At 72.0% G+C, this 25,808-nt stretch carries 24 protein-coding genes; 11 read left to right on the top strand and 13 right to left on the bottom strand.

Features of this window, described 5'->3' with window-relative positions; translation table 11 throughout:
* Positions 1 to 6: 6 nt before the first annotated feature.
* From NQU54_RS02315 to NQU54_RS02295, 5 genes are all read right to left on the bottom strand, one after another.
* On the bottom strand, positions 7 to 1,260 hold the full coding sequence (locus NQU54_RS02315; RefSeq protein WP_257629499.1) for an MFS transporter: 1,254 nt from the start codon (positions 1,258 to 1,260) through the stop codon (positions 7 to 9).
* A gap of 293 nt (positions 1,261 to 1,553) precedes the next feature.
* Entirely contained in the window at positions 1,554 to 2,618 is a 1,065-nt protein-coding gene (locus NQU54_RS02310; protein ID WP_167505241.1) for a zinc-dependent alcohol dehydrogenase family protein, read from the bottom strand.
* Positions 2,619 to 2,703: 85 nt separating this feature from the next.
* Positions 2,704 to 5,109 carry a GH92 family glycosyl hydrolase gene (locus NQU54_RS02305; protein ID WP_257629498.1) on the bottom strand — a complete coding sequence of 802 codons (2,406 nt, stop codon included), beginning with the start codon at positions 5,107 to 5,109 and terminating at the stop codon, positions 2,704 to 2,706.
* 165 nt (positions 5,110 to 5,274) lie between these two features.
* Complete coding sequence (locus NQU54_RS02300; protein ID WP_257629497.1) at positions 5,275 to 6,066, bottom strand: SDR family NAD(P)-dependent oxidoreductase; 792 nt, start codon at positions 6,064 to 6,066, stop codon at positions 5,275 to 5,277.
* Positions 6,067 to 6,280: 214 nt separating this feature from the next.
* The gene (locus tag NQU54_RS02295) at positions 6,281 to 6,883 is read right to left on the bottom strand and encodes a TetR/AcrR family transcriptional regulator (RefSeq protein ID WP_257629496.1); all 603 of its coding nucleotides are present in this window, start codon (positions 6,881 to 6,883) and stop codon (positions 6,281 to 6,283) included.
* A 94-nt stretch (positions 6,884 to 6,977) separates the two neighbouring features.
* Here NQU54_RS02295 and NQU54_RS02290 point away from each other — a divergent pair, with 94 nt between their 5' ends.
* The gene (locus NQU54_RS02290) at positions 6,978 to 7,760 is read left to right on the top strand and encodes an MBL fold metallo-hydrolase (RefSeq protein WP_257629495.1); all 783 of its coding nucleotides are present in this window, start codon (positions 6,978 to 6,980) and stop codon (positions 7,758 to 7,760) included.
* Positions 7,761 to 7,932: 172 nt separating this feature from the next.
* On the opposite strand, the gene NQU54_RS02285 is transcribed toward NQU54_RS02290, so the two are convergent.
* From NQU54_RS02285 to NQU54_RS02275, 3 genes are all read right to left on the bottom strand, one after another.
* The gene (locus NQU54_RS02285) at positions 7,933 to 9,111 is read right to left on the bottom strand and encodes an amidohydrolase family protein (protein ID WP_257629494.1); all 1,179 of its coding nucleotides are present in this window, start codon (positions 9,109 to 9,111) and stop codon (positions 7,933 to 7,935) included.
* Positions 9,112 to 9,114: 3 nt separating this feature from the next.
* Positions 9,115 to 10,473: a type I glutamate--ammonia ligase gene (locus NQU54_RS02280; RefSeq protein ID WP_257629493.1), complete on the bottom strand. Its 1,359-nt coding sequence runs from the start codon at positions 10,471 to 10,473 to the stop codon at positions 9,115 to 9,117.
* Between the two features lie 270 nt (positions 10,474 to 10,743).
* Complete coding sequence (locus tag NQU54_RS02275; protein WP_257629492.1) at positions 10,744 to 11,751, bottom strand: ABC transporter substrate-binding protein; 1,008 nt, start codon at positions 11,749 to 11,751, stop codon at positions 10,744 to 10,746.
* A gap of 172 nt (positions 11,752 to 11,923) precedes the next feature.
* Here NQU54_RS02275 and NQU54_RS02270 point away from each other — a divergent pair, with 172 nt between their 5' ends.
* Positions 11,924 to 13,069, top strand: a complete 1,146-nt coding sequence (locus NQU54_RS02270; RefSeq protein WP_257629491.1) for a glycoside hydrolase family 88/105 protein — start codon at positions 11,924 to 11,926, stop codon at positions 13,067 to 13,069.
* Between the two features lie 62 nt (positions 13,070 to 13,131).
* Here the strand turns inward: NQU54_RS02270 and NQU54_RS02265 are convergent, their stop codons facing one another.
* Positions 13,132 to 14,211: a PQQ-dependent sugar dehydrogenase gene (locus NQU54_RS02265; protein ID WP_257629490.1), complete on the bottom strand. Its 1,080-nt coding sequence runs from the start codon at positions 14,209 to 14,211 to the stop codon at positions 13,132 to 13,134.
* Between the two features lie 399 nt (positions 14,212 to 14,610).
* Here NQU54_RS02265 and pqqA point away from each other — a divergent pair, with 399 nt between their 5' ends.
* The 6 genes from pqqA (at position 14,611) to NQU54_RS02235 (ending at position 19,322) form a co-directional block, all read left to right on the top strand.
* Entirely contained in the window at positions 14,611 to 14,754 is a 144-nt protein-coding gene (gene pqqA, locus NQU54_RS02260) for a pyrroloquinoline quinone precursor peptide PqqA (RefSeq protein ID WP_257629489.1), read from the top strand.
* Between the two features lie 11 nt (positions 14,755 to 14,765).
* Positions 14,766 to 15,665, top strand: coding sequence for a pyrroloquinoline quinone biosynthesis protein PqqB (gene pqqB / locus NQU54_RS02255; protein ID WP_147967173.1), 900 nt, complete (start codon positions 14,766 to 14,768; stop codon positions 15,663 to 15,665).
* The gene (gene pqqC / locus NQU54_RS02250; RefSeq protein WP_102936580.1) at positions 15,662 to 16,369 is read left to right on the top strand and encodes a pyrroloquinoline-quinone synthase PqqC; all 708 of its coding nucleotides are present in this window, start codon (positions 15,662 to 15,664) and stop codon (positions 16,367 to 16,369) included. The genes pqqB and pqqC overlap by 4 nt, the downstream gene beginning before the upstream one ends.
* Entirely contained in the window at positions 16,366 to 16,650 is a 285-nt protein-coding gene (gene pqqD, locus NQU54_RS02245; protein ID WP_257629488.1) for a pyrroloquinoline quinone biosynthesis peptide chaperone PqqD, read from the top strand. Before pqqC ends, pqqD begins: the two co-directional genes overlap by 4 nt.
* Positions 16,647 to 17,753, top strand: a complete 1,107-nt coding sequence (pqqE, locus tag NQU54_RS02240) for a pyrroloquinoline quinone biosynthesis protein PqqE (protein WP_257629487.1) — start codon at positions 16,647 to 16,649, stop codon at positions 17,751 to 17,753. Before pqqD ends, pqqE begins: the two co-directional genes overlap by 4 nt.
* Before the next feature lie 90 nt (positions 17,754 to 17,843).
* On the top strand, positions 17,844 to 19,322 hold the full coding sequence (locus NQU54_RS02235) for an SDR family NAD(P)-dependent oxidoreductase (protein ID WP_257629486.1): 1,479 nt from the start codon (positions 17,844 to 17,846) through the stop codon (positions 19,320 to 19,322).
* A gap of 189 nt (positions 19,323 to 19,511) precedes the next feature.
* On the opposite strand, the gene NQU54_RS02230 is transcribed toward NQU54_RS02235, so the two are convergent.
* Positions 19,512 to 20,777, bottom strand: a complete 1,266-nt coding sequence (locus tag NQU54_RS02230) for a glycosyltransferase family 4 protein (protein WP_257629485.1) — start codon at positions 20,775 to 20,777, stop codon at positions 19,512 to 19,514.
* A gap of 175 nt (positions 20,778 to 20,952) precedes the next feature.
* Between NQU54_RS02230 and NQU54_RS02225 the strand changes: the two genes are divergently transcribed.
* Together NQU54_RS02225 and NQU54_RS02220 are read left to right on the top strand one after the other, a co-directional pair.
* Positions 20,953 to 21,657, top strand: coding sequence for a response regulator transcription factor (locus tag NQU54_RS02225; protein WP_257629484.1), 705 nt, complete (start codon positions 20,953 to 20,955; stop codon positions 21,655 to 21,657).
* Positions 21,657 to 23,081: a sensor histidine kinase gene (locus tag NQU54_RS02220; RefSeq protein ID WP_257629483.1), complete on the top strand. Its 1,425-nt coding sequence runs from the start codon at positions 21,657 to 21,659 to the stop codon at positions 23,079 to 23,081. The genes NQU54_RS02225 and NQU54_RS02220 overlap by 1 nt, the downstream gene beginning before the upstream one ends.
* Before the next feature lie 24 nt (positions 23,082 to 23,105).
* Here the strand turns inward: NQU54_RS02220 and NQU54_RS02215 are convergent, their stop codons facing one another.
* From NQU54_RS02215 to NQU54_RS02205, 3 genes are read right to left on the bottom strand one after another with little or no spacing between them, the layout of a single operon-like run.
* On the bottom strand, positions 23,106 to 23,924 hold the full coding sequence (locus NQU54_RS02215) for an SAM-dependent methyltransferase (RefSeq protein ID WP_257629482.1): 819 nt from the start codon (positions 23,922 to 23,924) through the stop codon (positions 23,106 to 23,108).
* Complete coding sequence (locus NQU54_RS02210; protein ID WP_202544203.1) at positions 23,921 to 24,190, bottom strand: DUF397 domain-containing protein; 270 nt, start codon at positions 24,188 to 24,190, stop codon at positions 23,921 to 23,923. Before NQU54_RS02210 ends, NQU54_RS02215 begins: the two co-directional genes overlap by 4 nt.
* A gap of 29 nt (positions 24,191 to 24,219) precedes the next feature.
* A complete protein-coding gene (locus NQU54_RS02205) occupies positions 24,220 to 25,077 on the bottom strand; it encodes a Sco1979 family transcriptional regulator (RefSeq protein ID WP_069860414.1) in 858 nt (285 codons plus the stop codon).
* A gap of 224 nt (positions 25,078 to 25,301) precedes the next feature.
* On the opposite strand from NQU54_RS02205, the gene NQU54_RS02200 reads away from it, so the two are divergent.
* A complete protein-coding gene (locus NQU54_RS02200) occupies positions 25,302 to 25,769 on the top strand; it encodes an ATP-binding protein (RefSeq protein ID WP_069860415.1) in 468 nt (155 codons plus the stop codon).
* The last annotated feature ends 39 nt before the right edge of the window (positions 25,770 to 25,808 follow it).

Genomic DNA, 25,808 nt, shown 5'->3' with positions numbered 1-25,808 from the left:
GATGGGCTAGGGGCGGATGCGCGAGCGGTGGGTTCCGCTGCGGGCAGGAGGGCGGCTGTCCGCTGAGGGGGCGGCGGTCGGCCGTGCACCGTTGAGGAGGACCGCGAGGAGCGCGGCCGCCATCAACGCCGACATGGTGGCGAAGCCGGCGGAGAAGGTGGCCACCTGGGCCGCCAGGCCGAGCGTCAGGGAGCCGAGACCGGTGCCGGCGTCGTAGCCGATGTTCCAGGCGACCGACGTCGTGTGCCGGTTTTCCGCGCCCGCACGGTCGAACGCCTGCACCAGCGTGAGGCTCTGGAGCCCTCCGTACGCGGCTCCCAGCAGAAGCAGTCCGGCCGACAGGGCCAGGACGGTGTGGCTGTCCGAGCCGACGGCCAGGGCGATCAGCGCAAGACCCGCGCTCGCGGTCGCGACGAGGACGGCGCTGATCGGCCGCAGAGCGATCCGGTCGGCCAGTGCCCCGCAGCCCCAGCGGGCTGCCGCGGCGGTGGTGGTGAGGGCGAGCAGGCAGGTGGCGGCGAGCGCCGGGGTGGCGGTGAACTGCGGGGCGAAGGTGAGCACCGCTCCGCCTGAGGCCGTGACCAGGAGCAGCACGGTGAGCGGGAGCAGGATGCGCCGGAGCACCGTGGCCGTGGAATCGGAGCTCTGGGCGTGGCCGTCCCGGGGTGAGGGGCTGTGGGTGCGGGCTTCGACGGCGTGGCCGAGGGGTCGTGTCCAGGGCAGCGCGAGGACGGGAAGAACACCGCAGGCGATGATCGCGGGCAGGGCGAACGTGCCCACCAGCCAGGGGGCCACCGGAGTGAGGATGACCTGGGGAAGGGCGACGGCGAGGCCGTAGAGGCCGATGGCCGCTCCCTGGCGTCCGCGTGGGGCCAAGGCGGCCGCGGCTGTCGAGCCGCAGACGGTGATGATGCCGAAGCCCGCTCCGCGCAGGGCGGTCGTCAGCAGAACGGGCAGCAGATGGTCGCTGAGGGCTTGCAGGGGGGCGGGCAGGCCCAGGAGGAGCGCGCCGAGGGCGAGGGTGCGGGTCCATCCGATCGTGCGCAGCGTCGCCTTGACGCACAGCTGGGCCAGGACGGTGGCGGCCATCAGGACGGCGGTGACGAGTCCGGCGCCGAACTCGTCGGCTCCTCCGTTGACGGCCCATGCCGGGGAGACCGGGAGCAGGAGGGCGAATCCCGAGAAGCAGAACAGCACCACCACCAGTAGGTGCGATATGCCCGGGGACCGTAGGACGGATTCTTTCGCGCGTTCAGACATGGACCTCGTTGTCCTTGATCTTCGAGGCGGGTAGGGCGAACGGGAGGTGTGCGGTCAGCCGGATCAGCGGCCGCCGGAGCCATCGTCGGCACCAGCCTCATCGTGCCCCTCCTCATAGCCACCGCCGTCACCCTCATCAGCATCTTGTTCTCCCCCGCAGAACGACGCCAGCCCGCATCCGCGAGCTCTCGGGTCTCCACGCCCTCCGGGCTCTCGCGGCAGCCGACCGCCCGTTCCACATCGCCGCCCGGGCCGGAGCCCCCGCCGCGCCGAGCCGCCGCCGGAACGATCCGTCAGCTCCCCGTCACGGGTGGGCGGTGCGGTTCGATGACCGTGACCCCGCCCCTGGCCCCCGACGCCATCGTGGACAGCGCCTCCGGCACCGCGTCGAGCCCGATGACATCGGTGACCAGCAGATCCGGCCGCAGCGAACCGGCCTCGACCATCGCCATCATCGGGGCGTAGTCATGGGCGGCCATGCCGTGGCTGCCCAGCAGGCGCAACTCCAGCGCGATGACCCGGTCCATCGGGATCATCGGCGTCCCGGCGGCCGGCGGCAGCAGCCCCACCTGGACATGGCGGCCGTGGCGGCGCAGGCTCTTGATGGACGCCGCGCAGGTCCGTGGGGAGCCCAGCGCGTCCAGCGAGACATGGGCGCCGCCGCCCGTCGCGTCCGCGACCGCCTCCGCCACCGAGCCCAGGGTGGAGGCCACATCCACGCACACCGCCGCGCCGAACCGGGCCGCGAGCGCCAGCGCCTGCGGTGAGATGTCCACCGCCACCACCCGCGCCCCGGCCGCGGCGGCGATCATCACCGCGGACAGCCCCACCCCGCCGCAGCCGTGCACCGCGACCCACTCGCCCGGGGCGACCTGGCCCTGGGCGACGACGGCGCGGAAGGCGGTGGCGAAGCGGCAGCCCAGACCGGCGGCCGTGGTGAACGACAGCTCGTTGCGTATGCCGACCAGATTCACATCGGCGTTCTCGATCGCCACGTACTCGGCGAACGAGCCCCAGTGGGTGAACCCCGGCTGGGTCTGCCGCTCGCACACCTGCTGGGCGCCTTCCGCGCAGGCGGCACAGCGCCCGCAGGCGCACACGAACGGCACGGTGACCCGCTGCCCCGGGCGCCAGTTGACGACGTCGGGGCCGACCTCCTCGATCACCCCCGCCAGTTCATGGCCGGGGACGTGCGGCAGCCGGATGTCCGGGTCGTGCCCCATCCAGCCGTGCCAGTCGCTGCGGCACAGCCCGGTGGCCTCGACGCGGATCACCGCGCCGTGCGGGGCGGGAGCGGGGTCCTCGACGCCACGGACCTCGGGCCGCCGCCCGAAGTCGTCGAACACCACAGCACGCATGGACACCCGCTCCCTCGCTCGACCACACCCCCCATGGCCCGTGTGTCCAGGCGGGCCATAGAACCTACACCACAACCGGCCGGTTTCAGCCCCTGTGCGTGGCGCCCATCGACGGCGGTTCCGCGCCCGGTCCGGTGCCCCAGGACGACGGTTCGGTGGACAGCCGGTGGGCCAGCTTTCCGCCGTGGGCCACCTGGTCCCAGTCCAGCCAGGTCCGCGCCACGTTCCGGCCGTTCAGCGAGACGCTCCGCACATACCGCTTGGCGTCGCTCGCGCCCGGTGCGGTGACCGTCAGCGTGCCGCCCTGCCGGAGGCCGTACCGCCCGACGCGGACCACGGCCGAGGCGAACTGCGGGCTGGACAGGGCGAGGAAGTCCCCGCCGCTCATCGTCGGGTACAGGCCCAGCGAGGAGAAGACGTACCAGGCCGACATCGTGCCGAGGTCGTCATTGCCGGTCATCCCGTCCGGCCCGGTGGTGAACAGGGTCATCGCCGCCCGCACCACGGTCGCCGCCTTCGCGGGCGCGCCCGCCCACAGATACATGTACGGGGCGTGCAGATCGGGCTCGTTGTTGGGGTTGTAGGTGGGCTTGCCGTAGTAGTCGTACGGGGCGGAGATCCAGTCCTGGCGGGCCGTGCCCGCCGGGTCGGTGAGCAGCTTGCCGTAGGCGAAGAAGTCGTCCAGCCGCTTCTCGGTCGCGCTCCTGCCGCCCATCAGCCCCACCAGACCGGCCGGGTCCTGCGGCACCAGCCACTGGTACTGATAGGCACCGCCCTCGTGGAACTGCCGGCCCGCCTCCACCGGGTCGTACGGGGTCACCCACGCGCCGTCGGCCGTACGCGGCCGGAACTGCCCGATCGACGGGTCCCACAGCGTCCGGTACGCCTGGCCGCGCTCGGCGAACGTCCGGGCGTCGGCGCGGTGTCCGAGCCCGCGCGCCATCAGGGCGAGCGCGGCGTCCGCCGCGGAGTACTCCAGGGTGGCGGAGGCGGGGTGGACGCAGTCGTTGTCACCGCCCTTGTCGGCGCAGTCGGTGCCGAGTTCCAGCCCCGAGGGGACGTAGCCGAGTTCCCGGTAATAGTCCACTCCGGAGCGGCCGTTGTAGGGCGAGTCGGCGGGTGGGGTGCTGGTCGCGTTCTTCTTCAGCAGCGCGTACGCCTCGTCCTCGTGCCCGGCCAGCAGCCCCTTGGACCACGCCTCGACGAGGAAGGGGGTCACCGGGTCCCCCGTCATGATGTTGGTCTCGCTGTTGGCCAGCGCCCAGCGGGGCAGCCAGCCGCCGTCCCGGCCGATGCCCACGACCGACAGCGCGACATCGCGGGCCACCCCCGGTTCCAGCAGCTCCAGCAGCTGGTTCTGCGGCCGGTAGGTGTCCCACAGCGAGAAGTTCTGGTACGGGGTGTAGCCGGAGGCGGTGTGGACCGCGCCGTCGAAACCGGTGTAGCGGCCGTCCACGTCGCCCGCCACATTGGGGTGCAGCTGGGCGTGGTACAGCGCGGTGTAGAAGGCGCTCCGCCGCTCCTCGGTGCCGCCGCCGACCCGGATCGCGTCGAGCTTCTTCCGCCAGGTGTCGTGCAGCGCGGCGCGGGCGGCGTCGAAGTCGTACGAATCCCCGGTCTCCGCCGCGAGGTTCTTATCCGCGCCCTCGGGACCGGTGTACGACAGCCCGACCTTGACCACGACGTCCCGGTCCCGCGTGGCGTCGAAGGTGGCCCAGGCGCCGTTGCCGCCCTCTCCGGCCGCCTCGCGGGAGCCGGGGGACGAAGTCGTGCCGCGCCAGGTGCCGTAGGAGGCGAAGGGGCGGTCGAAGGTGGCGGTGAAGTAGACGGTGTGCCGGTCCTTTCCGGCGCAGAAGTTCCCGGCCTCCACCCGGCCCTCGACGGTCCGGTCCCCGACCACGCGGATCTCCGAGCCGAAGACCTTCTGATTGGCCTTGCCGGTGTTGAACAGCACATTGGCCGCGCCGGTGGCCGGGAAGGTGTAGCGCTGCCAGCCGGTGCGCCGGGTCGCGGTCAGCTCGGCGTCGATGCCGTAGGTCTTCAGGCCCACCCGGTAGTAGCCCGGGGCGGCCTCCTCGTCGTCATGGCTGAAGGTCGAGCGGTAGTGCTCCGGGTCGACGTCGCCGACCGCGCCGGTCGTCGGCATGATGGGCAGCTCGCCCGCCACCCCGCAGCCCACCCCGGACAGATGGGTCTGGCTGAAGCCGTGGATGGCGTTCTGGTCGTAGTCGTAGCCGCCCTGGCCGCCGGTGTCCGGGCTGACCTGGACCATGCCGAACGGGGCGCTCGCCCCGGGGAAGGTGTTGCCGAAGTTCTCGGTGCCCACGAACGGATGGACCAGCGAGGTGGGGTCGGCCGGCGGGGGCGCGGCCGAGGGTGCGGCCGCCGCGCCCGGCGGTCCCAGCAGACCGGCGCCCAGCAGCGCGGCCGTCAGCACGCCCGCGACCGTGCCCGCCGTGCGGGCTCGGATTCCACCGATCAGCGACCGCATAGGACGCACCTCCGTATGACAACGTTGTCCGGCCAGGGTCGCGAAAAATTTGGCATGGGGACCGGGCGGTGTCAATGTCCCTGGCGCGGACGGGTGGTCGCCGAGACCAACCGGACCGCCGTCCGTGCCGGGACATCGGCACCGCCCGCGCACAGGGCGGTGGATTCAGCGCTTGTCGCGCTGCCCCTCGGCGAGCTGACGGGACGCCTCGCCGGCGCCCGCACTCCGCTGGGCCCGCTCGGCGAGGGCCGGGAACAGCCCGCCGATGGCGCTGCCCAGCCGCAGCTCCAGCGGGGCCACGTTGACCTCGGCCCGGTTCCGCTCGATGGCCCGGATGGTGGCGGCGGCCACCCGCCGGCTGGAGATCGTCCGGACCCCGGTGGGGAGGGATGTGCCCGCGTCGGCGAACATCCCGGCGTCGCCCACGAATCCGGGCTGCACCAGCGAGACCCCCACCCCCGTGCCATACAGGTCCTGCCGCAGTCCGAGGGCGAAACCGCGCAGCCCGAACTTCGCCGCGTTGTAGAGCGCGGCGCCGGGGGAGGCCGTACGGCCCGACAGCGAGCCGATCATCACCAGATGGCCGGACCCCGACTCCACCATGTGCGGCGCCATCAGCCGGGACAGCAGCATCGGGGCGCGCAGATTGACATCGAGGGCGCGGTCCAGCTCCTCGGGCCGGTAGTCCAGGACCGGGCCGCTGGAGGGCAGTGCGGCGTTGGCGATGAGGATCCGGGCGTCCGACGCCTCCTCGACGAGGCGTTCCACATCGGACCGTTCGGCCAGATCGGCGACGATCGCCTGGCCGCCCAGCTGGTCCGCCAGCGGGCGCAGCACCTCCTCGCGGCGCCCGGTGAGCAGCAGCTTGGCGCCCTTGGCCGCGAGCGCGCGGGCCAGTGTCCGCCCGATGCCGCCGGTGGCCCCGGTGAGCAGGACGGTTGTGCCGCCGATCCGCATGCGATCTCCTCCGGTTACGGTCGAGTACGTTCCGGGCACGGTACTGCGGACGCACTCCGCGCCGGGCATGGACCCCGGTCCGCCACCGGCGCGCGCGGCGCCTCGGCCCGGACGTCACCCGTGTCCGGCATCGGCCGCCCCGTGTCGCGCGTCGGCGGCCGTCTCCGACGCGCGCGTCGGCTGCCCGTCGGCTGCCGGGCCGGGGTGGGTCGAGTCAGGACTGGGCCAGGGCCCGTTCGATCGCGCGGCGGGCCCGGCCCGCGGCGGCCCGGTCGTGCTGGAGCTGCATGGCCGCGTTCAGCGCCAGACCGGCGGCGATGATCTCGAACAGCGCCTGGTCGATGTCGAACCCGGCGGGCAGCTCGCCGTTGTCCACCGCGGCGGTCAGGTCCGCCCGCAGCTGTTCCCGCCAGCGCGACCACACCTCGGCCACCGCGTCGCGGACCCGGCCTGGGCGGCCGTCGTATTCGGTGAGCGCCGCGGTCATCAGGCAGCCGCCGGGCAGCAGTGGTGCTTCCAGGTAGCCCACGGAGTTGGCGCACACCGCGCGCAGCCGCCGCAGACCCGGCGGCTCGGTCAGGGTGGGCTCGACCACCCGGTGCCAGAAGTCCACGAACGCCTTGTCCAGCGTGGAGATCTGGAGTGTCTCCTTGGTGCCGAAGTGCTTGTGCACCCCGGACTTGCTCATCTCCAGTTCCTCGGCGAGCCGGCCGATGGTGATGCCGTCCAGCCCTTCTTCGGAGGCGATCTCGGCGGCGCGGCCGAGGATCCGGCCCCTGGTGGCCTGCGCTTCGGCCGCTGAGCGTCGTGGTGACATCCGGCAAGGATAGCGTACGCGCGTTCGCTATTGATTTAGCGAACGTGCGTACGCTAAATTTCGCATGCCAATCACCGGGACGAAGGAGTGCGAGATGCGGGTGCGACGACTGGGCTGGGCCGGAGTGGAGATCGAGGCGGGCGGCAGGCGACTGGTGGTCGACTACGTACGGGACCTCTCACCGCTGTTCACGGGGTGGAAGCCCGGTGAGGGGCTGGCGGAGCCGAGCGGGAAGGCCACCGCCGCACTGGTCACCCACCTGCACCGGGACCACACCGACGCGTCCGCGCTCGCGGACGCGCTGACGCCGGGGGCGCCGGTGCTGCGACCGGCACCCGGCCACGGCGACGACGTGGACAATGTGACGACGCTGCCGGCCGAGCGCGAACTGGCCCTGCACCGGCTGGCCGCCGAGGTCGTGGATGCCTGGTCCACCCGCGAATTCGGGCCGTTCCGCGTCACCGCGGTGCCCTCCGTCGACGGGCTCGGCGACCCGCAGCTGAACTGGGTGGTGCAGGCCGACGGGCAGCGGGTCTTCCACGGCGGCGACACGATGTTCCACGGTTACTGGTGGCTCATCGCGCGCCGGTTCAGCCCGTTCGACGCGGTGTTCCTGCCCGCCAACGGCGCGGTGGTCGACGCACCGCACCTTCAGCCGCCGAGCCCGCTGCCCGCCGCGTTGGACCCGCGGCAGGCCGCCGCGGCCGCGGAGATCCTCGACGCCCGGTACGCGGTGCCGATGCACTACGAGGCGGAGCAGCCGGACAAGATCGCGGGCTATGTCGAGGTCTCCGACCCGGAGAAGGAGTTCCGCACGCACGCCGGACGGCGCGCACATGTGCTGGCCGTCGGGGAATGGCTGGACCTGGCCACATGACCGGAAACGCCGCCGTGCCAACGGGCTCGGGCGGCGACAGCCACCTCATCCGGCACGAACCCCGGCCGCGGCGACGCGCACTCCGGCCCCGTACCCGCGCGGGGCGGCGGCCCGTCGCCGTCCGGGCCACGGGCGGGGCGGGCCGTTCCGGTGCGGTGGGAACCGCGGGCGGCTACCCCGCGCGGGGGGCCGGGGTGCCCAGGCCGTAGACGCGGCGGGCGTTGTCCGCGCCCAGCAGCGCCGCCACCCGGCGGGCGTCGCGGCGCGACCAGGCGCCCTCCGTCACCCAGTGGGTCAGCAGCCCGGTCAGCGCCTCCCGGAAGAGCCGCGCCCCCACCACATACAGTTCGGGCAGACCGTAGGCGTCGGTCGAGAAGAGCACCTTGCCGAACGGGGCCAGCTCCAGCATCTCCGCGAGCACGGCCCCGGCCCGTGCCCCGGTGTGTGACAGGGCCAACCCCACATCGGCGTACACATGCGGGAAGACGGCGGCCAGATAGGCGGCGCCGCGGTGGTACGGATAGCCGTGCAGCAGGATCAGGGTGCAGCCCGTGGGGCGCACGGCCCGGACGAAGTCGGTGAGGGCGAGCGGATCGCAGCGGTCCAGCCGCAGATCGGGGTCGCCGAAGCCGGTGTGCAGCTGGAGCGGCAGCCCGGTGTACGCCGCCGACCACAGCAGATGGCGCAGCAGTACGGGGTCGGTGACCCGGGCGGCGGCGGTGCCGCCCTGGCCGCGCCGGGCGAGCCAGCGCTCGGCGGCGGTGTGGACGGCGCCGGGGCCCGGCGGATCGGGTTCGAAGTCCAGTCCGTAGCGGTAGGCGGCCACCGATTTGAACCCGGCCGCCGTACGGGCCGCCTCCCGGATCCCGTCCGCCACCCCGGTCAGGAAGTCGTCGGCGGTCAGCGAGGTGTCGGCGATCCGCTCGGCCAACTGCTCCAGCCGGACGATCTCATGGGCGGTGCCGCCCGCCGCGAGGGCCAGCTCCTGCGGGGTGGTCAGATTGCCCGGCAGCCCGGTGTCCACCAGGAACTCGCTGATCCCGGTGGCGCTCAGCAGCCGCCTGGCCACCTCCCGCGCCCCCAGTTCGCGCCGCCGGGCGAGGTAGTGGGCGGGCGGGCAGTGGGGTTCGAGGCCCAGCAGGGGTGGACACCAGCGGCGCACCGCGAACCCCAGCTGGCTGTCGAAGAAGGTGGTGCCGAGCGCGGCGGGCGCGTCGGATTCGGTCAGGAACGCCTCGAACGCCGCCGAGCCCAGCTCGGAGCGGACCACCCCATGGCAGTGGTGGTCCACCAGTGGTGGCAGGAGCGGCAGCGGCGGCTCGGTCGGATCCGTCTGCTCGGCGGCCTCCATCGGTCAGTACCGCCTCCGGGTCGCGATGGCGATCTCACGCGGGGACGACTTCTCGAACAGGGCGGCCTCCGCCCGGCGCACCGCGGCGATGGACTCGAAGAGCGGATCGCCCAGCGCCTCGCGCAGCACCGTCGAGTCCTCGAAGTGCTCGAGCGCCGTCAGCAGCGAAGTGGGCAGCCGCCGCTCGCGCCCCTCGACCGCGGGGTCCCCGGAGACGGGCGGCGGCAGGGAGAGCCCGGCGTCCAGCCCGCCGAGGCCCGCGGCGATGACCGCGCCCGCCACCAGATAGGGGTTGGCCGCCGGGTCGAAGGACTTGATCTCGGCGTTGGCGGCCCCCGGGTCGTCCGGTGCGCCGGTGATGAAGCGCACCGCGGCCTCGCGGTTCTCCAGGCCCCAGCACTGGTACGCCCCGGCCCAGCGGGAGGGTTCGAGCCGGAGGTAGCTCGCGGGGGAGGGGGCGCCGATGGCGAGCAGGGCGGGCAGTTCGCGCAGCACCCCGGCGAGGAACGCCTCGGCCGTCGCGGTCATGGCGTGCGGTCCGTCGCCGTCCCGGCACAGATTGCGGTCCCCCTGCCACAGGCTCAGATGGAGATGGGCGCCGTTGCCGACCCCGCCCGGGTCCACCACCGGGCCGAACACCGGGTTGAGCCCGGCGCGCCCGGAGCACGCCCGGATCGTCTCCCGCACCAGCACGGCGAGGTCGGCGGCGGCCACCGGATCGGTGGGCGCCAGGGACACCTCGAACTGGCCGGGGGAGTACTCCGGATGGAGCTGGTGCACCTCGGTGTGCTGTGCGTCCAGCGCGCCGAGCAGATCGGCGAGATAGTCGGCGAGGTCGACCAGGCGCGCCATGCCGTAGGCGGGGCCGGTGGTGGGGTAGCGCGGCGGGTCCTGGTCCGGGTCGCCCGTGGTGACGACCCATTCGGTCTCGAACCCCATGCGCACGGTCAGCCCCCGCTCCCGTGCCCGCTCGGCCATCCGCCGGGCGAACAGCCGCTGGCAGACGGGGTGCGCCCGGCCCTCCTGGTCGTACCGGTCGACCGGGGCCCAGGCCCAGCCGGGCTGTGCGGCCAGTGGGGTGAGCCGCTCCAGGTCGGGGAGGAGCCGCAGATCCCCGTCGGGGCCGCCGACATGGCGGCTGGTGGTCATGGAGTCGTCCACGAGATAGACGTCGAAGACGGGGGACATCCCGACCCCGCGCCGCGCGGCCTGGGGCAGCCGCGCGGTGGGCACGGACTTCACCCGGGTCAGACCCGCGTTGTCCACCCAGGTCAGCGCGATGCCCTGGATTCCGTTCGCGGTGAGCCGCTCGGCCTCCTGCCGCGCCCGTGCGTACGCCTGCTCGCGATCCCCGGTCCCCATGGGTGCCTCCTCAGCCACGGCTTGTACGCCGAGACTATTGCCTGAGGACGGACTTGTGGTGACGCATTGTCCCGATCGCATACGGGGTGTGACGGTGGCTTATGCCGGTCGGAGGTTGACACGGGCGGCCGGGGCGTCGAGGGGCCGGCCCGGCCGTGGAGGGGTTCGGTTTCGGCCACCTGAGGTGCCCGCGGTCAGCGCCCGGGACGCCCGCCGTCGGCGCCGGTGTCGCCCGGTGTCGCCCGGTGTCAGCGTCTGGGGCGCCCGGTGTCAGCGCCCGAGGTGCCCGGTGATGTCGCGCAGTACGACCCGGGCGGCGGTGGGCCCGGCGTTGAGGTACCAGGGGTCGTCGTCGACCTTGACGATGTGCCCGCCGCGGACCGCGCCCAGCTTCTTCCACAGCGGATTGGACAGATAGGTGGTGGCGTCGGTCTTCCCGGGGCGACCCTGGACGGAGTAGAAGATCCAGTCGCCGTCCATCTGCGGGATCCGCTCACCGCTGAGGTCCTGTGAGATGTCGTCGAAGCGCTGGGACTCGGGGCGGCCGAGTCCCATGTCGTCGGCGATGGTGCCGGTGAAGGACTTCTTCCCGAACATCCGGACCCGGTCGGGGTTGAAGCGCACCATCGACAGCGCCGTGTGCTCGCCGCCCAGCTTCTCGTCCTGGTCGGCGGCGTCCTTCTCGAAGCGGGTGAGCAGGGTGCGGGCCCGCTCGCGCCTGCCCACCGCGTCGGCGACGGTCAGCAGGTCCTTCTTCCAGTTCACCCCGCGGCCCTTGGTGACCACGGTCGGGGCGATGGCCGCCAGGCTGGGGTAGAGGGCGCCCTGGGTGCTGTTGACCAGGATCAGATCGGGCTTGGCGGCGGCCAGCTTCTCCAGGTTGGGGGAGGTGCGGGTGCCGATGTCCGTCATCGAGCCGAGCGCCTCGGCCTGCCGGGGGAAGGCCGTGCGCAGATAGCCGGGGACGAGTCCGGCGTAGTCGGCACGGGTGGTGGCCACCGGTACCACGCCGAGGGTGAGCAGATCGTCGAGCTGTCCGGTGCTGATCGCGGCGATGCGCTTCGGCGCGGCCTTCAGCGGCGTACTGCCCTGCTCATGGGCGACGGTGCGCGGGAAGTCACCGTCCGCCGCGGAGGACCCCGGAGCCTTCGAGGCCGCCGCAGACCCCGAAGACCCCGAAGACGCCGATGACGACGCGGGATCCGAGGATCCGCAACCGGTGAGGACGGTCGCGGCGAGGACGGCCGAGAGCAGGGGGAACAGACGAAGGGGGCCCATGAGCAACTCCAATGGGTAAGGTCAGGCTTACCTTACCTTGGCGGGATTCGGCCTTGACGGGCCCGGCTCATCCTCGCCTTTCCTCCGCTTTTGTTCCGGTACGGAGTGTGTGCCGATATTCTTGACGTGTACATGGCGTCTCTAAGGCGTCCTGACACCCAAGGAGGACTGAATGATCAGTCGCAGAACGCTGTTCGCGAGCACACTGGGCCTCACCGGTGGTCTTCTCCTCCCGACGGCGGGCGCCGGCGCGGCGCCCGCCGACTGGTCGCGGGCGGTGGTGGACTCCACCATCGCCCGCCGCCCGGACCCCGCGTCCCTCGGCGGCTGGGGCTACATCCAGGGGCTGTTCCTGCTCGGCACCTACCGCGTCCACCAGCGGGTCGATGAGCCGTCGTACCTGGCGTACATCAAGCGCTGGGTGGACAACTTCGTCGACGCCGACGGCCATATGAGCCGGACCTTCGACAACCTCGACGCGATGCAGGCCGGCAATCTGCTGCTGATCCTCCACCAGGAGACCGGCGACCCCCGCTACCGGACCGCCGCCGGCCAGATCCGGGCCCGGATCACCACCTATCCGCGCACCGCCGACGGCGGGATGTGGCACGCCACCGGCAGGACCAACGAACTGTGGGGCGACGGGGTCTTCATGGCCCAGCCCTTCCTGCTGCGCTATGGCATCGCCTACGGCGACCAGGAGTACGCGTACGAGGAGGTCACCAGGAACCTCTCGGTGTACTTCCGCCACCTCAAGGCGGCCAACGGGCTGATCTACCACGGCTATGACGCCGACGGCGACGCCCCGTGGAAACCCGACCCCACCACCGGCACCTCCGCCCACTTCTGGGCCCGGGCCATCGGCTGGACCGCGATGACCCATGTCGAGGTGCTGGAACTGCTCCCCGCCGACCATCCGCGCCGCACCGAACTGATCGACAACGTACGGCACCTGGCGAAGGGCTTCGCACGCTACCAGGACCCGGCCACCGGCCGCTGGTTCCAGGTGGTCGACAAGGCGAGCGAGCCCGGCAACTGGACCGAGACCTCGGCCTCCAGCATGTACACCCTGATGCTGCACGCGGCCCTGGAGCACGGCTGGATCAGCGGTGACGGCTACGCCGAGGCGGCGCGAAGGGGCTATGAGGGCGTGCTGCGGAAGGTGTCGGTCGGCTCCGACGGGCTGACGAACATCACCGATATCAGCGAGGGCACCAACGTCGGGGATCTGGCCTACTACCTCGGCCGCGCGCGCAATACGAACGACCTCCACGGTCTGGGCGCCTTCCTGCTGATGAACGAGCGGCTCGCGCACTGACACGGGCGTACGGTCGCGGCCCGGCGGACCGCGACCGTACGCATCACTCATCCGCGACGGGGCTACTTCAACTCGACCTGGAACACCTTGTCCGCGCCGTCCGGCTCCCCGCCGTTGCTGTCGGCGTTCGTCGTGGACAGCCACAGCGTGTTCTTGCCCGGCACGGTCTCCACGGTGCGCAGCCGCCCGTAGGAGCTGGTGTAGTACGCCTTCGGGGTGCCCGCGTTCGTCCCGTCCACCGGGATCCGCCACAGCCGCTCACCGCGCAGCGCCGCCAGGTACATCGCGCCGTCGGCGTAGGTGACCCCGCTGGGCGAGGCGTCGCCGGTCGGCCACTGGCGCTTGGGGCCGGTCATCCCGGCGGTGGAGCACTCGCCCTCGCAGATCGGCCAGCCGTAGTTCTTGCCCGCCTCGATGAGGTTGAGCTCGTCGTACTTGCTGTCGCCGAACTCGGCCTCCCACAGCCGGCCCTGCGGGTCCCAGGTGATGCCCTGCGGATTGCGGTGGCCGTAGGAGTAGACGAGCGTGCCGAACGGATTGCCCGGGGCGGGCTTGCCGTCCGTGGTCATGCGCAGGATCTTCCCGTTGAGGGAGTTCTTGTCCTGGGAGAGATCGGGTGTCTGCGCCTCGCCGGTGGTGGCGTAGAGATAGCCGTCCGGGCCGAACTTGAGGCGTCCGCCGTTGTGGTACTTGTTCTTCTTGATGCCGGTGACGAGGGTCTGGTAGCCGCCGAGCGAGGAGCCGTCGTAGGTCATCCGGGCGATCCGGTTGCCCTCGGAGGCGGTGTGCATCAGATAGATGGTGTGGTCGCTGTTCCAGTTCGGGGAGACCGCGATGCCCAGCAGCCCGCCCTCACCGTCGGTGGTCACCACATCGGGCACCGTGCCCACCTCTGTCCTGGTGCCCGACTGGGTGAGCTTGTAGACCTTGAATGAGTCCCGCTCTGTCAACAGGGCCGAGCCGTCGGGCAGCCAGCTCAGCCCCCAGGGGACGGTCCAGCCGGACGAGACGGTCTTGATGTCCGAGGGAGCCGAATCGGCCCGGCCGGGGGCGGCGGTTCCCGTTCCGGCCGTCCCGATCAGCAGGCCGGCGGCGAGCGCGGTGGCGGCCGCCGCGGCGGCGGTGTTCCGGTACCTCTTCATCCCGTTCTCCTGTCTGATCCCCGTTCACATGCGGGGAACTGTAAGGAAGGCTTACTAACGCGTCAACAGATTCGACAGCAGGGGGCCGGTGCATCGCGGAAGGTAGGAGGTGTCTCTCGGGGCGTCAAGCATTGGTACGGGCCAAGAAGTCGGCCACGTGGTCGATTTCACGCCCTCAGGGCTGTCGAACCATCAGAGGTCGGATGACCTTTTTGGTGCACGCTTCTTGACCACGTCCCGACGGCTGGTGACCCTGCAACAGACGGAACACCATGCGCATCCCCTCCCTCGGCCTTCACAGCCCGAAGAAGGAGAGCCCTCATGGACCGAGATCGCTGACGGCCCGTCCGTTCCGTCCTGTGGACCGATTTCCCACCAGATGGAAGGCAGGTCGAAACCATGAACGACACCACCCCGCGCACCGCGCCCGAGGCGACGGACCGCAGCCGCACCGACGCCGGGCAGACCGCCTGGCAGACCCCCGACTACGTGGTCGTGGAGACCGCGCTGGAGGTCACCGCCTACTCGCTGAACGCCCGCTGAGCCCCCCCGCCATGCGCGTGCGCGTGCTCGGCACCGCGGCGGGTGGCGGCGTACCCCAGTGGAACTGCGCGTGCCCCGGATGCTCCGGGGCACGCGCCCACCCCGGGTGGCGCCGCCGCCACGCCTCGCTCGCCGTCCAGGCCGCCGAAGGCCGCTGGTACCTCGTCAACGCCACCCCCGACCTCGGCGACCAGGTCGAGGACCACCCCGAACTGCACCCCGGGCCCGAACCGCGCCGCACCCCGCTGGCCGGGGTGATCCTCACCGACGCCGAACTCGACCACACCCTCGGCATCGCCCGGCTGCGCGAGGCGGACGGCATCGAGATCGTGGCCACCGCCCCGGTGCGGCACGCCCTGCTGACCGGACTCCACCTGGGCGAGGTCCTCACCCCCTACGCCCGGCTGGACTGGCGCCCCCTCGGCCCCGAGGACCGGCCGCTCGCCGAGGACTCGCCCCTCGTCATCGGCGCCGTCCCCGTCTCCGCCAAACGCCCCCGCTACGCGGCCGGACTCGACGCCCCGGACGACGGCGGCTGGGTGGTCGCGCTGCGGCTGACCGACCGCACCACCGGCCGCTCCCTCCTCTACGCCCCCGCGCTCGCCGCCTGGTCCGACACGTTCCAGCGCGCCGCGGAGAGCGCCGACCACGTCATCGTCGACGGCACCTTCTGGTCCGACGACGAGCCCCTCAGCAGCGGCTTCGGCTCGCGCACCGCCACTGCCATGGGGCATCTGCCGATCGACGGACCGGACGGCACGGCACGGCGGCTCGCCGCGCTCGAAGGACGCACGCTGTACACCCACCTCAACAACACCAATCCCCTCAACGACCCGGCCGCGCCGCACCACACGGAGCTGCGGAAGCTGGGCGTCGAGGTGGCCGCCGACGGGATGGTGATCGACCTGTGAGCACCCCACGCACACGTCTGGAGGAGCGGCTGCGCGCGGTCGCGCAGGAGCGCTACCACGACCGCCACCCCTTCAACGTACGGATGCACGCGGGTGAGCTCACCCCCGCCGAGCTGCGCCGCTGGATCCTCAACCGCTTCCACTACCAGCGCCACATCCCCGTCAAGGACGCCCTGATCACCGCCAAATTCGACACCCCACGGCTGCGCCGGATGTGGCTGCGGCGCATCCAGGACCACGACGGCACCACCGAAGGCGAGGGCGGTATCGAGCGGTGGCTGCGGCTCGGCGAGGCCGCCGGTCTGCACCGGGACCGGCTGCTGTCGGCCGAGGAGGTGGTGCCCGGGGTGCGGCTCGCCGTCGACGGCTACGTCAACTTCTGCCGGCTGCGCGGCCCCCTGGAAGCCGTCGCCGCCTCGCTCACCGAACTGTCCGCGCCCGGCATCATGCTCACCCGTATCGACGCCTTCGAGCGGTACTACCCATGGATCGAGCGCGAGGGCCTGACCTACTTCCGCAACCGGGTCGACCAGGGGCGCCGGGACAGCACCGAGGCCCTCGACGCCGTCCTGACCTGGGCACGCACCCCCGAGGACGAGGACCGCGCGGTGGCGGCGCTCGCCTTCAAATGCGATGTGCTGTGGTCCCTGCTGGACGCGGTGGACCACGCCGACACCAAGGACGGCCCCGGGGAGGGGACATGACCGCCGCCGGCACCCCGCCCGCCCCGGCCGGATGGCGGCCCGCGCTGGCCCCCGCGGTGAGCCTGCGCCACGACCGGGTGCGCGACGCCGATCTGCTGGTGCTGCCCGAGCGGGTGGTGGTGCTGCGCGGCAGCGCCGCGCGGATCCTGCGGCTGTGCGACGGCGACCGCGACCTCGACACCATCGTGGCGGAGCTCGAAAGCCGCTTCCCCGGCGCGCCCGTGGCCGACGACGTGCGCGCCTTCCTCGGCCGGATGCGCGGGGAGGGCTGGATCCGATGACCGCCGCGCCCCGCCCCTGGGCTCTGCTCGCCGAGCTCACCCACGGCTGCCCGCTGCACTGCCCCTACTGCTCCAACCCGCTGGAGCTGGTCCGCCGCTCCCGTGAGCTGTCCACCGCCGAGTGGGCGGAGGTGATGCGCCAGGCCGGGGAGTTCGGCGTGGTGCACACCCATCTCTCCGGCGGGGAGCCGCTGTTGCGCGGCGATCTGGCCGAGATCGTCACCGCCGCCGAGTCCGCCGGGATCTACACCCAGCTCGTCACCAGCGGAGTGGGCCTGGACGACGCCCGGCTGGCCGCGCTGGCCGCCGCCGGGCTGCGCAGCGTCCAGCTGTCCGTGCAGCACGCCGACCCGGCCGCCGCCGACCGGATCGCCGGGCACCGCGCCTTCGCCGCCAAGGAGCGGGCCGCCGCCCTGGTGCGCGCGGCCGGACTGCCGCTCGGCCTCAATGTGGTCCTGCACCGCGACAACCTCGACGCGCTCGACGCCCTCATCCAGCGTGGCGTGGACTGGGGCGCCGACCGGATCGAGCTGGCCAACACCCAGTTCTACGGCTGGGCGCTGCGCAACCGGGACGCCCTGCTGCCCACCCGCGACCAGCTCGGCCGGGCGCGGGAGACGGTCCAGCGCTGGCGGGACCGGCTGGGCGGGGCCACCGACCTGGTGTGGGTCGTGCCCGACTACTTCGACGGGGTCGCCAAGCCCTGTATGGGCGGCTGGGGCGCGGTCTCGCTGACCGTCGCGCCCGACGGTACCGCGCTGCCCTGCCCCGCCGCCGCGAGCCTGCCCGACCTGGACCCGCCCAATGTCCGTGACCACTCCCTGGAGTGGATCTGGGACCACTCGGGCGCCTTCAACCGCTACCGGGGCGAGGGGTGGATGCGGGAGCCGTGCCGCACCTGCTCCCGCCGCGCGGAGGACTTCGGCGGCTGCCGCTGCCAGGCGTACGCCCTGACCGGCGACGCCGCCCGTACCGACCCGGCCTGTGCGCTCTCCCCCGACCACGGGGTGATCCGCGCGCTGACGGACACCGGACACCCGGCCGCAGCGGCCACCCCGGCGCCGACCGGCGGCTATGCGTACCGCAAGCCCGGAGGAGGGTGACGCCGGCCACGGTTTGGCGCATACGCCCCCGCTTCCGTACAGTTTCGCCGTTGTCCAGGGGAACAGACGAACCAGAAAGCGGCAGCGGCGATGACGGTGACTGACGAAGGCCGGGCCGAGCGGGCGACGGCCGAGGGGCCGGGCATCGACCCGGAGCGGCTGGCGACCTGTCTGAGCGTGCTGGCGGAACTCGACCGGCTGCCGGTCGACCACCCCGACGCGATCACCGTCCGCCGGGCCACCTCCGGGATCTACCGCAGTGTGAAGCAGCGCAGGCGCCAGGAGCGGCGGGCCGCGAAGACCGCCAACGACAAGGCCGTGACCGAGGCCACCGCCACCGGCGCCGCGGACCGGATCGACGACGAGACGCTGGGCCTCGCGCTCAGCAGCTCCGTCACCACCGAGATCGCGGGCATCCTGGCGCGCCCCCGCTCCTGCTACGTCTGCAAGACCCGGTATGTCGAGGTCGACGCCTTCTATCACCAGCTGTGCCGCGACTGCGCCGCCGAGAACCGGGCCCGCCGCGACGCCCGTACCGATCTCACCGGGCGTCGCGCCCTGCTCACCGGCGGCCGCGCGAAGATCGGGATGTATATCGCGCTGCGGCTGCTGCGCGACGGCGCGCACACCACCGTCACCACCCGCTTCCCCGGCGACGCCGTCCGCCGCTTCAAGGCCATGCCGGACAGCGCGGAGTGGCTGCACCGGCTCAAGGTCGTCGGTATCGATCTGCGTGACCCCGCCCAGGTCATCGCGCTGACCGACGAGGTGAGCGCCGCGGGCCCGCTGGACATACTGATCAACAACGCCGCCCAGACCGTCCGCCGCACACCCCAGGCGTACGCGGAGCTGATAGCGGGCGAGTCGGCGCCGCCGCCCGCCGGGGAGCTCCCCGAGTCCCTGGTCCTCGGTGCCTTCGGCAGCGGCGCCCAGGCGGCCCTGCCGGGCCCCCGCGCGGCACGGGACGGCGCCCTCACCCCGCAGGACCTCACCGCCCTCGCCCTCACCAGCGGCTCCGCCTCACCGGCCCGGATCGAGGCCGGGACCGCGATCGACGCGGGCGGGCTGGTGCCGGACCTGGACCCGACCAACACCTGGGTGCAGCGGGTTGACGAGGTGGACCCGGTCGAGCTGCTGGAGGTCCAGCTGTGCAATGAGACGGCGCCGTTCATCCTGGTCAGCCGGTTGCGCCCGGCGATGGCCGCCTCGCCCGCCCGGCGCAAGTACGTGGTCAACGTCTCCGCGATGGAGGGCAAGTTCGGCCGGGGCTACAAGGGCGCGGGCCATCCGCACACCAATATGGCCAAGGCCGCGCTGAACATGCTGACCCGCACCAGCGCACGGGAGATGTTCGAGGCCGACTCCATCCTGATGACGAGCGTCGACACCGGATGGATCACCGACGAGCGCCCGCATCCGGAGAAGATACGGCTGGCGGCCGAGGGCTTCCACGCCCCGCTCGACCTGGTGGACGGCGCGGCGCGGGTCTACGACCCGATCGTCCGGGGCGAGGCGGGCGAGGACCTCTTCGGCTGCTTCCTGAAGGACTACGCCCCGACGTCCTGGTAAGCCGGGACGTCCTGGTGGGCTGGGACGTCCTGGTAAACCGGGACATCCGGGTGCGCCCCGACATCCGCGTACGCCCCGACAACCGCGTACGCCCCGACATCCGGGTACTCCCCGGCGTCCTGGCAGGCGCCCCGCTCGGCCGGGGCGCCGTCCACCCGCGCGGTGCCGGATACGCGGCCCCGCCCGGGGTTACGCGCTCGCCTTCTCGCCCGCCGCCGGGGTGCGGCGGCGGCCGGGGGCGATGCCGAAGCGGCGGGCCAGGCGCCGCCAGCGGGCGCGGGCGGCGGTCCGGTAGCGCTCCCAGCCGCGGGCGAACCGGCTCGCGCGCAGCTCCTCGAAGAGCTGGTCGTAGCGCCGGGCGATCGGCGCGGGGTCATAGACCCGGGAGCCCTCCAGCGCGGCCGCGCCCATCGCCCGCCGGGCCGGGGCGTCGGCCATCAGCTCCATCAGGGCGCTCGCCAGCGCGTGCTTGTCCCCGGTCGGGACGAGCCGCCCGGTGACCCCGTCCCGGATGATCTCGGCGGGGCCCAGCGGGCAGTCGGTGCTCACCACCGGCACCCCGCAGCGCATGGCCTCCACGATCGTCATCCCGAACGACTCGGCGTCCGAGGCGACCGCGACCAGCGACGCCTTCGCGAACTCCGCCTCGATGGGGGAGTAGGACCCCATCAGCTCCGCGCTCCCGGACAGCCCCAGCCGCTCGATGTGCTCCGCGAGCCGCTCCTTCTCCGCGCCCCCGCCGTAGATCCGCAGCCGCCAGTCCGGGTACTTCTCCGCGACCTCCGCGAAGGCGTCGATCAGCAGGTCGAAGCGTTTGCCGCGGACCAGCCGCCCGGCCGCCGCGATCACCGGCGCGGTGCCCTCGGAGGGGGCGACGGCCGGCTCGGGGACGCTGTTGGGTATCGCCAGGGTCCGCACCCCCGGCATCGGCATCTTCGCGCGGTAGACCGCGGCGTCCGCCTCAGTCGTGGTGACCACGGCGTCCAGCGACCGGTAGAACGGGGCCAGCTCCGCCCGCAGCTTCTTGCTGTGCGCCTCGTACCGCAGATGCTCCTGGGCGATGCGCAGGGCACGGCGGGGGGCGAAGCGGGATATGTAGACGTTCACCCCCGGCCGAGTGCCGACGATCACATCGGCGGGGCAGTCGCGCAGATACTCCGCGGCCCGTGTGTCGATCAGGCGGTTGTACTGGTGGTGCCGTTTCTCGGCGGCCGGGAAGTCCCGGCTGGCCTCGAAGAACAGCGGGTCCTTCGCGTCCGCGCCGTTTGGACGCGTGTCCACCAGGGGGACCAGCCGCACCCGGGCGTCGAGGGCGAAACGCGGCGTCTCGCGGTGCCGCATCATCGAGACGATCTCGACCTCGTGACGGTCGGCGAGCGCCGTCGCGAGGTTCATCGTCGTCCGGATCGTTCCGCCGATCCCGTAGGCGTTGTGCAGCAGGAATGCGATCTTCATGCGGTATTTTCTCCGGCCGGTTGCATTCCCGGGGCGAGTTCCCCCCGGAACATAGCGGACACCTTGCCGAGGTCCGGTAAGCCCGTCGCGTGAAGAAGGTGAGAGCGGGGTAAGAAGCCCCGCTCGGGACCCCCGCCCGCGACGGGCACCGCTGTGGCCTTGGCAGACTCGGGGTGTGACCAACACCGTGCTGCTCGCCGAGGACGACCGTGCCATCCGCCAGGCGCTGGAACGCGCCCTGACCCTGGAGGGGTACCGCGTCACCGGCGTGCCCGACGGGATCGAGGCGCTGGCGGCCATCCACCGCGAGCGCCCGGACGTGGTGGTCCTGGATGTGATGATGCCGGGCGTGGACGGGCTCCAGGTGTGCCGGGTGCTGCGCGCCGAGGGGGACCGCACCCCCATCCTCATGCTCACCGCGCGGGTCGGGACCGCCGACCGGATCGAGGGTCTTGACGCCGGCGCGGACGACTATGTGGCCAAGCCCTTCGAGGTCGAGGAGGTCTTCGCCCGGCTGCGCGCGCTGCTGCGCCGGGCCGCCCCCGCCGAACCGGCCGCGCCGGAGGACACCGCCATCGACGGGGTGCTGGAGGTCTCGGACCTGCGCCTTGACTCCTCGGCGCGCCGGGTCTGGCGCGGCGGTACGGAGCTGGAGCTGACCCGTACCGAATTCGACCTGCTGGAGCTGCTGGCGCGTAACGCGGGCATCGTCCTGGACCACGCCACGATCTACGCCCGCATCTGGGGCTACGACTTCGGCCCGGGTTCGAAGAACCTCGCCGTCTACATCGGCTATCTGCGCCGCAAGGTCGATCCGGAGGGGCGCACCCCGCTGATCCATACGGTGCGCGGGGTCGGTTACACCCTGCGGGAGGAGTGATGGTGCGGCTCCCACGGCTCCGCCGCAGGCGGCCCAGTCTGCGGACCACCTTCGCGCTCTCGTTCTCGGCGGCCGCCACCGTGGTCACCCTCCTGGTCGGCGGTCTCAGCTATGACGCGGCGGCCGGGCTGGTGCGGGTGGACCAGCAGTCGGCGTTCGACGACGTCATCCACGATCTGCGCGGCCAGGTCCGCGGCGACAAGGTGGTCCTGCGGCAGTACCCCACCGAGTCCACCGGGCCCGTCCCGTACGACCTGCGGGACGATCTGCGCCGGATCAGCCGGATGGACGTCCAGGTGATCAACGGCCGGGGCACGGTCTACGACGCGGGCAAGCCCCCGCTGCCGGTGACCGACGAGGACCGGACGACCGCCGCCGCCCGCACGGCCGGCACCGTCGTACGGCGCGAGATCGACATCGGCGGGGAGCAGTACCGCATGGCCACGGTGGCCGTGGGCGACGGCACCGGTGCGGTCCAGGTGGCCCAGCAGATCAGCGACACCGAGGATCTGCTGCAAGAACTCCAGCAGCGCACCGCGCTCTTCGTGGTCGCCGTCATCCTCGCGGCCGGGCTGGCCGGCTGGTGGCTGGCCGGGCGGATCACCCGGCGGCTGGTGCGGCTGACCCGGGTCGCCGAGAGCGTGGCCGCGACCGGCCGGATGGAGGTGGCGGTGCCGGTCGCAGGGGACGACGAGGTGGGCCGCCTCGGACGGGCCTTCGACGGCATGCTCGGACAGCTCGCGCGCTCCAAGGACGACCAGCGGCGGCTGGTCCAGGACGCCGGGCATGAGCTGCGCACCCCACTCACCTCGCTGCGCACCAATATCTCCCTGCTGCGCCGCTTCGAGGATCTGCCGGGGCCCGCGCGGGAGGATCTGCTGGCCGATCTGGCGGGGGAGACCCGGGAGCTGACCGACCTCGTCAACGAACTGGTGGACTTGGCGGCCGGGCAGCGGGACGACGAACCCCGTACGGAGGTCTCGCTGGAGGAGGTGGCCACCACCGCCGTGACCCTCGCCCGGCGCCGGACCGGCCGCGAGATCACCGTACGGGCCAGCGGCGACACCCGTCTGACGGGCCACCCGGCCACCCTTCAGCGCGCGATCTCCAATCTGGTGGAGAACGCCGCCAAGTTCGACCAGGACGGCACCGAGCCCGTCGAGGTGATGATCAGCGGCCGCCGGGTGGAGGTGCTGGACCGGGGTCCGGGCATCGCCGCGGAGGACCGCGAGCGGGTCTTCGACCGCTTCTACCGCGCGCCCGGGGCACGCAGCCTGCCCGGTTCCGGGCTGGGTCTGGCCATCGTGCGCGAGGTCGCCCTCGCGCACGGCGGCACCGTCTTCGCCCGGCCGCGTCCGGGCGGGGGCGCGATACTGGGCTTCACGGTCGGCGACGGCACCGGGGCGATCGGCACCGGGCCGTGAGGCCCGGTCCCGGGGCTTGGGCCCCTAGGACTTCCGGGCCACTCCCGCCCACATGTTGATGTCCGCGCTGCGGGTGGTCTCCGGGCGGTCACCGGGGTCCGGCTTCCACTGGTGGGGCTCCGACACACCCGGGTCGATCAGCTCCAGACCGTCGAAGAACGCCCCGACCTCGCTCTGGGAGCGGGTGGTGAAGGAGATTCCGCTCTCCTTGTAGACCTGGATGACGTTCCGCCAGGTCTCCTCCGAGAAGTCATGGGTGGAGTGGGTCAGCATCAGATAGCTGCCCGGGACCAGAGGCTCCATCAGCTTGCGGACGATCTCGTACGGCTTGTCCTCTTCCGGAATGAAGTGGAAGAGCGCGTTCACCGAGATCGCCACCGGCTGGGTCAGGTCCAGCGTCTCGTGCAGCTCGGGGGCGCTCATGATCCGCTCGGGGTCGCGCACATCCGACTGCACATAGGCCGTACGGCCCTCGGGGGTGCCGATGAGCAGCGCCTGGGCGTAGGCCAGCACGATGGGGTCGTAGTCGGTGTAGACCACCCGGGCCTCCGGGATGACGCCCTGGGCGACCTGGTGGAGGTTGGGCTCGGTGGGTATCCCGGTGCCGATGTCGAGGAACTGCCGGACCCCGGCCTCCCGGGCCAGCCAGCGGGTGGCGCGGTGGATGAAGCCCCGGTTGACGGTCGCGTTGAGCCGGACGGTCGGATAGACATCCAGCACCCGCCCTGCGGCCTCCGCGTCGACCTCGTAGTGGTCCTTGCCGTTGAGGTAGAAGTCGTACATCCGAGCCGGGTGCGGCTTGGTGGTGTCGATCTGGTCAGGGGCGAGCCCGTAGTCGGTCACGCGGCCCTCCGTTCCGGTGCGGAACCCGCAGAGGTGGTCAGGTTTTCTGGGCGTGTGAGCAGGAAGTCCGCGGCGCCGGCCTTGGCGCCCTGGATGAACCTCTCGATTTCATGGTGGGTGTAGATCAGGGCAGGGCCGTCCGGATCGGTCGACTGACGCAGGGCGACCCGCCCGTCCTTCAGCCGCAGGGCCTCCACACAGGCACCGCCGTTGGGGCCGCTCCAGGGCTTGGCCCAGCCTTCGATCGCCAGCTGTTTGGCCGGCATGCCGTTGTACACATCTACCTGATCCACAGTCAGAGCTCCTTGCGAATCCCACGGAGAAAGCTCTCCGTGCGCCGCGCCGGTGTGGCCTGGGTGCCCATGCGGTCCAGGGCCTCCAGATACGCGACCACATCGGAACGTTGGTCGAGATAGCCGGCGCCGGTCAGGCCCTCGGCATAGACGATGTCCGGCAGTTCCGGGATCTGGAACCGGAAGAGCTGGAAGGGGCCGCCCATGCCCGGGTGCGGGCCGGCGGAGAACGGCACCACCTGAAGGGTGACGTTCGGTCTTTGCGCGGCCTCGATCAGGTGGTCCACCTGGGCGCGCATCACCTCGGGGCCGCCGATGGCCAGACGGAGCACCGTCTCGTCCATCACGACCCACAGATGTGGTCCGTTCGGGCGGTGGAGCAGCTCCTGGCGCTCCATCCGCAGGGCCACCCGGCGCTCGAGCTCCCGGTCGGACCCGTGCGGGAAACCGATGGAGAGGAGCGTGCGGGCGTAGTCCTCGGTCTGAAGCAGCCCGGGGACGAAATGCGGCTCGTAGGCGCGGATGCGGCTGGCCGCGCCCTCGAGGCTCACATAGAGACTGAACCAGTCCGGCAGCACATCACGGAACCGGTGCCACCAGCCGGGCCTGTTGGCCTCCTCGGCGAGTGCGAGGAAGGAGTCGATCTCTTCCTGGTCGGCGCCATAGGTTTGCAGCAGCTTCTCGACGTAGGGCAGTTTCAGGCCGACTTCGGCCTTCTCCATCCTGCGCACCGTGGTCTGGTTGACGTGCAGCGCCCTGGCAGCCTGGTCGTAGTTGACGCCGGCTTTCTCGCGAAGGTCCCGCAGCCGCATGCCGAGGACCATCTGCCCGACGGTCGGGGCAGATCGCGCTTCACCCACGTCGTACCTCCTGGGACGGTCTTGTCAGGAATCAGTGTGCCACGTGCGAGGTGAGGGCAACAGAGTGCGCTGGCTATTCTGCATTTTGCAGATCGCGCCTTGCCAACTGATGCTCGCAGCAACGATAGTGACGGGTGTGACCGGTCCAACGTGACTGCTGTGTCGCGCACTTGCGGCATTCACGTACGGCATTCACGCCCCACAGGTAGACGGACGGAAGGCACATGGCCGTGGCATTGCGTCAGCGCTCGACGATGGCCCACCACCCGAGCCCCGGGAGCGTTGACTCCGCCCTCCGCCAGGAGAGGTTCCAGCTGCCCGCCAGAGGCGCGTCGGTCGCCATCGCCCGGCACCGGGTCCGCTCGCGCGTACCGGAGTGGGGCTTCCACGAGGATCTCTGCGACGCCGCCGAGCTGGTGATGTCCGAGCTGTTCACCAACGCCCTGGTGCACACCGGAAGCGAGCAGATCCTCTGTGTGCTGCGCGCCCATGAGCGGCGCATGCTCTATGTCGAGGTCGCCGACCAGGGCGGCGGACCGGCCGTCCCCACGCCGCGGGAGGCCGGTCTGGAGGATGAGTGCGGACGCGGACTGGCGCTGGTCCGCGCCCTGGCCGACGCGTGGGGGGACAGGCCGGGCGTGGACGGCGGACGGGTGGTCTGGGCCCAGATGAGCGTGGCCGTCGGCCGCTGACACCGGATCCGGCCCGGACACCGGATCCGGCCCGCCGCC

This window comes from Streptomyces malaysiensis subsp. samsunensis (assembly GCF_024519315.1).
Lineage (GTDB): Bacteria > Actinomycetota > Actinomycetes > Streptomycetales > Streptomycetaceae > Streptomyces > Streptomyces malaysiensis.
This window is presented reverse-complemented; position numbering and strand designations above follow the sequence as displayed.

Excerpts from the sequence above, each read along its gene's own strand:
- NQU54_RS02315 (WP_257629499.1), bottom strand. The coding sequence starts at position 1,260 with ATGTCTGAACGCGCGAAAGAATCCGTCCTACGGTCCCCGGGCATATCG.
- NQU54_RS02310 (WP_167505241.1), bottom strand. The coding sequence starts at position 2,618 with ATGCGTGCTGTGGTGTTCGACGACTTCGGGCGGCGGCCCGAGGTCCGT.
- NQU54_RS02305 (WP_257629498.1), bottom strand. The coding sequence starts at position 5,109 with ATGCGGTCGCTGATCGGTGGAATCCGAGCCCGCACGGCGGGCACGGTC.
- NQU54_RS02300 (WP_257629497.1), bottom strand. The coding sequence starts at position 6,066 with ATGCGGATCGGCGGCACAACCGTCCTGCTCACCGGGGCCACCGGCGGC.
- NQU54_RS02295 (WP_257629496.1), bottom strand. The coding sequence starts at position 6,883 with ATGTCACCACGACGCTCAGCGGCCGAAGCGCAGGCCACCAGGGGCCGG.
- NQU54_RS02290 (WP_257629495.1), top strand. The coding sequence starts at position 6,978 with ATGCGGGTGCGACGACTGGGCTGGGCCGGAGTGGAGATCGAGGCGGGC.
- NQU54_RS02285 (WP_257629494.1), bottom strand. The coding sequence starts at position 9,111 with ATGGAGGCCGCCGAGCAGACGGATCCGACCGAGCCGCCGCTGCCGCTC.
- NQU54_RS02280 (WP_257629493.1), bottom strand. The coding sequence starts at position 10,473 with ATGGGGACCGGGGATCGCGAGCAGGCGTACGCACGGGCGCGGCAGGAG.
- NQU54_RS02275 (WP_257629492.1), bottom strand. The coding sequence starts at position 11,751 with ATGGGCCCCCTTCGTCTGTTCCCCCTGCTCTCGGCCGTCCTCGCCGCG.
- NQU54_RS02270 (WP_257629491.1), top strand. The coding sequence starts at position 11,924 with ATGATCAGTCGCAGAACGCTGTTCGCGAGCACACTGGGCCTCACCGGT.
- NQU54_RS02265 (WP_257629490.1), bottom strand. The coding sequence starts at position 14,211 with ATGAAGAGGTACCGGAACACCGCCGCCGCGGCGGCCGCCACCGCGCTC.
- pqqA (WP_257629489.1), top strand. The coding sequence starts at position 14,611 with ATGAACGACACCACCCCGCGCACCGCGCCCGAGGCGACGGACCGCAGC.
- pqqB (WP_147967173.1), top strand. The coding sequence starts at position 14,766 with ATGCGCGTGCGCGTGCTCGGCACCGCGGCGGGTGGCGGCGTACCCCAG.
- pqqD (WP_257629488.1), top strand. The coding sequence starts at position 16,366 with ATGACCGCCGCCGGCACCCCGCCCGCCCCGGCCGGATGGCGGCCCGCG.
- pqqE (WP_257629487.1), top strand. The coding sequence starts at position 16,647 with ATGACCGCCGCGCCCCGCCCCTGGGCTCTGCTCGCCGAGCTCACCCAC.
- NQU54_RS02235 (WP_257629486.1), top strand. The coding sequence starts at position 17,844 with ATGACGGTGACTGACGAAGGCCGGGCCGAGCGGGCGACGGCCGAGGGG.
- NQU54_RS02230 (WP_257629485.1), bottom strand. The coding sequence starts at position 20,777 with ATGAAGATCGCATTCCTGCTGCACAACGCCTACGGGATCGGCGGAACG.
- NQU54_RS02220 (WP_257629483.1), top strand. The coding sequence starts at position 21,657 with ATGGTGCGGCTCCCACGGCTCCGCCGCAGGCGGCCCAGTCTGCGGACC.
- NQU54_RS02210 (WP_202544203.1), bottom strand. The coding sequence starts at position 24,190 with ATGCCGGCCAAACAGCTGGCGATCGAAGGCTGGGCCAAGCCCTGGAGC.
- NQU54_RS02200 (WP_069860415.1), top strand. The coding sequence starts at position 25,302 with ATGGCCGTGGCATTGCGTCAGCGCTCGACGATGGCCCACCACCCGAGC.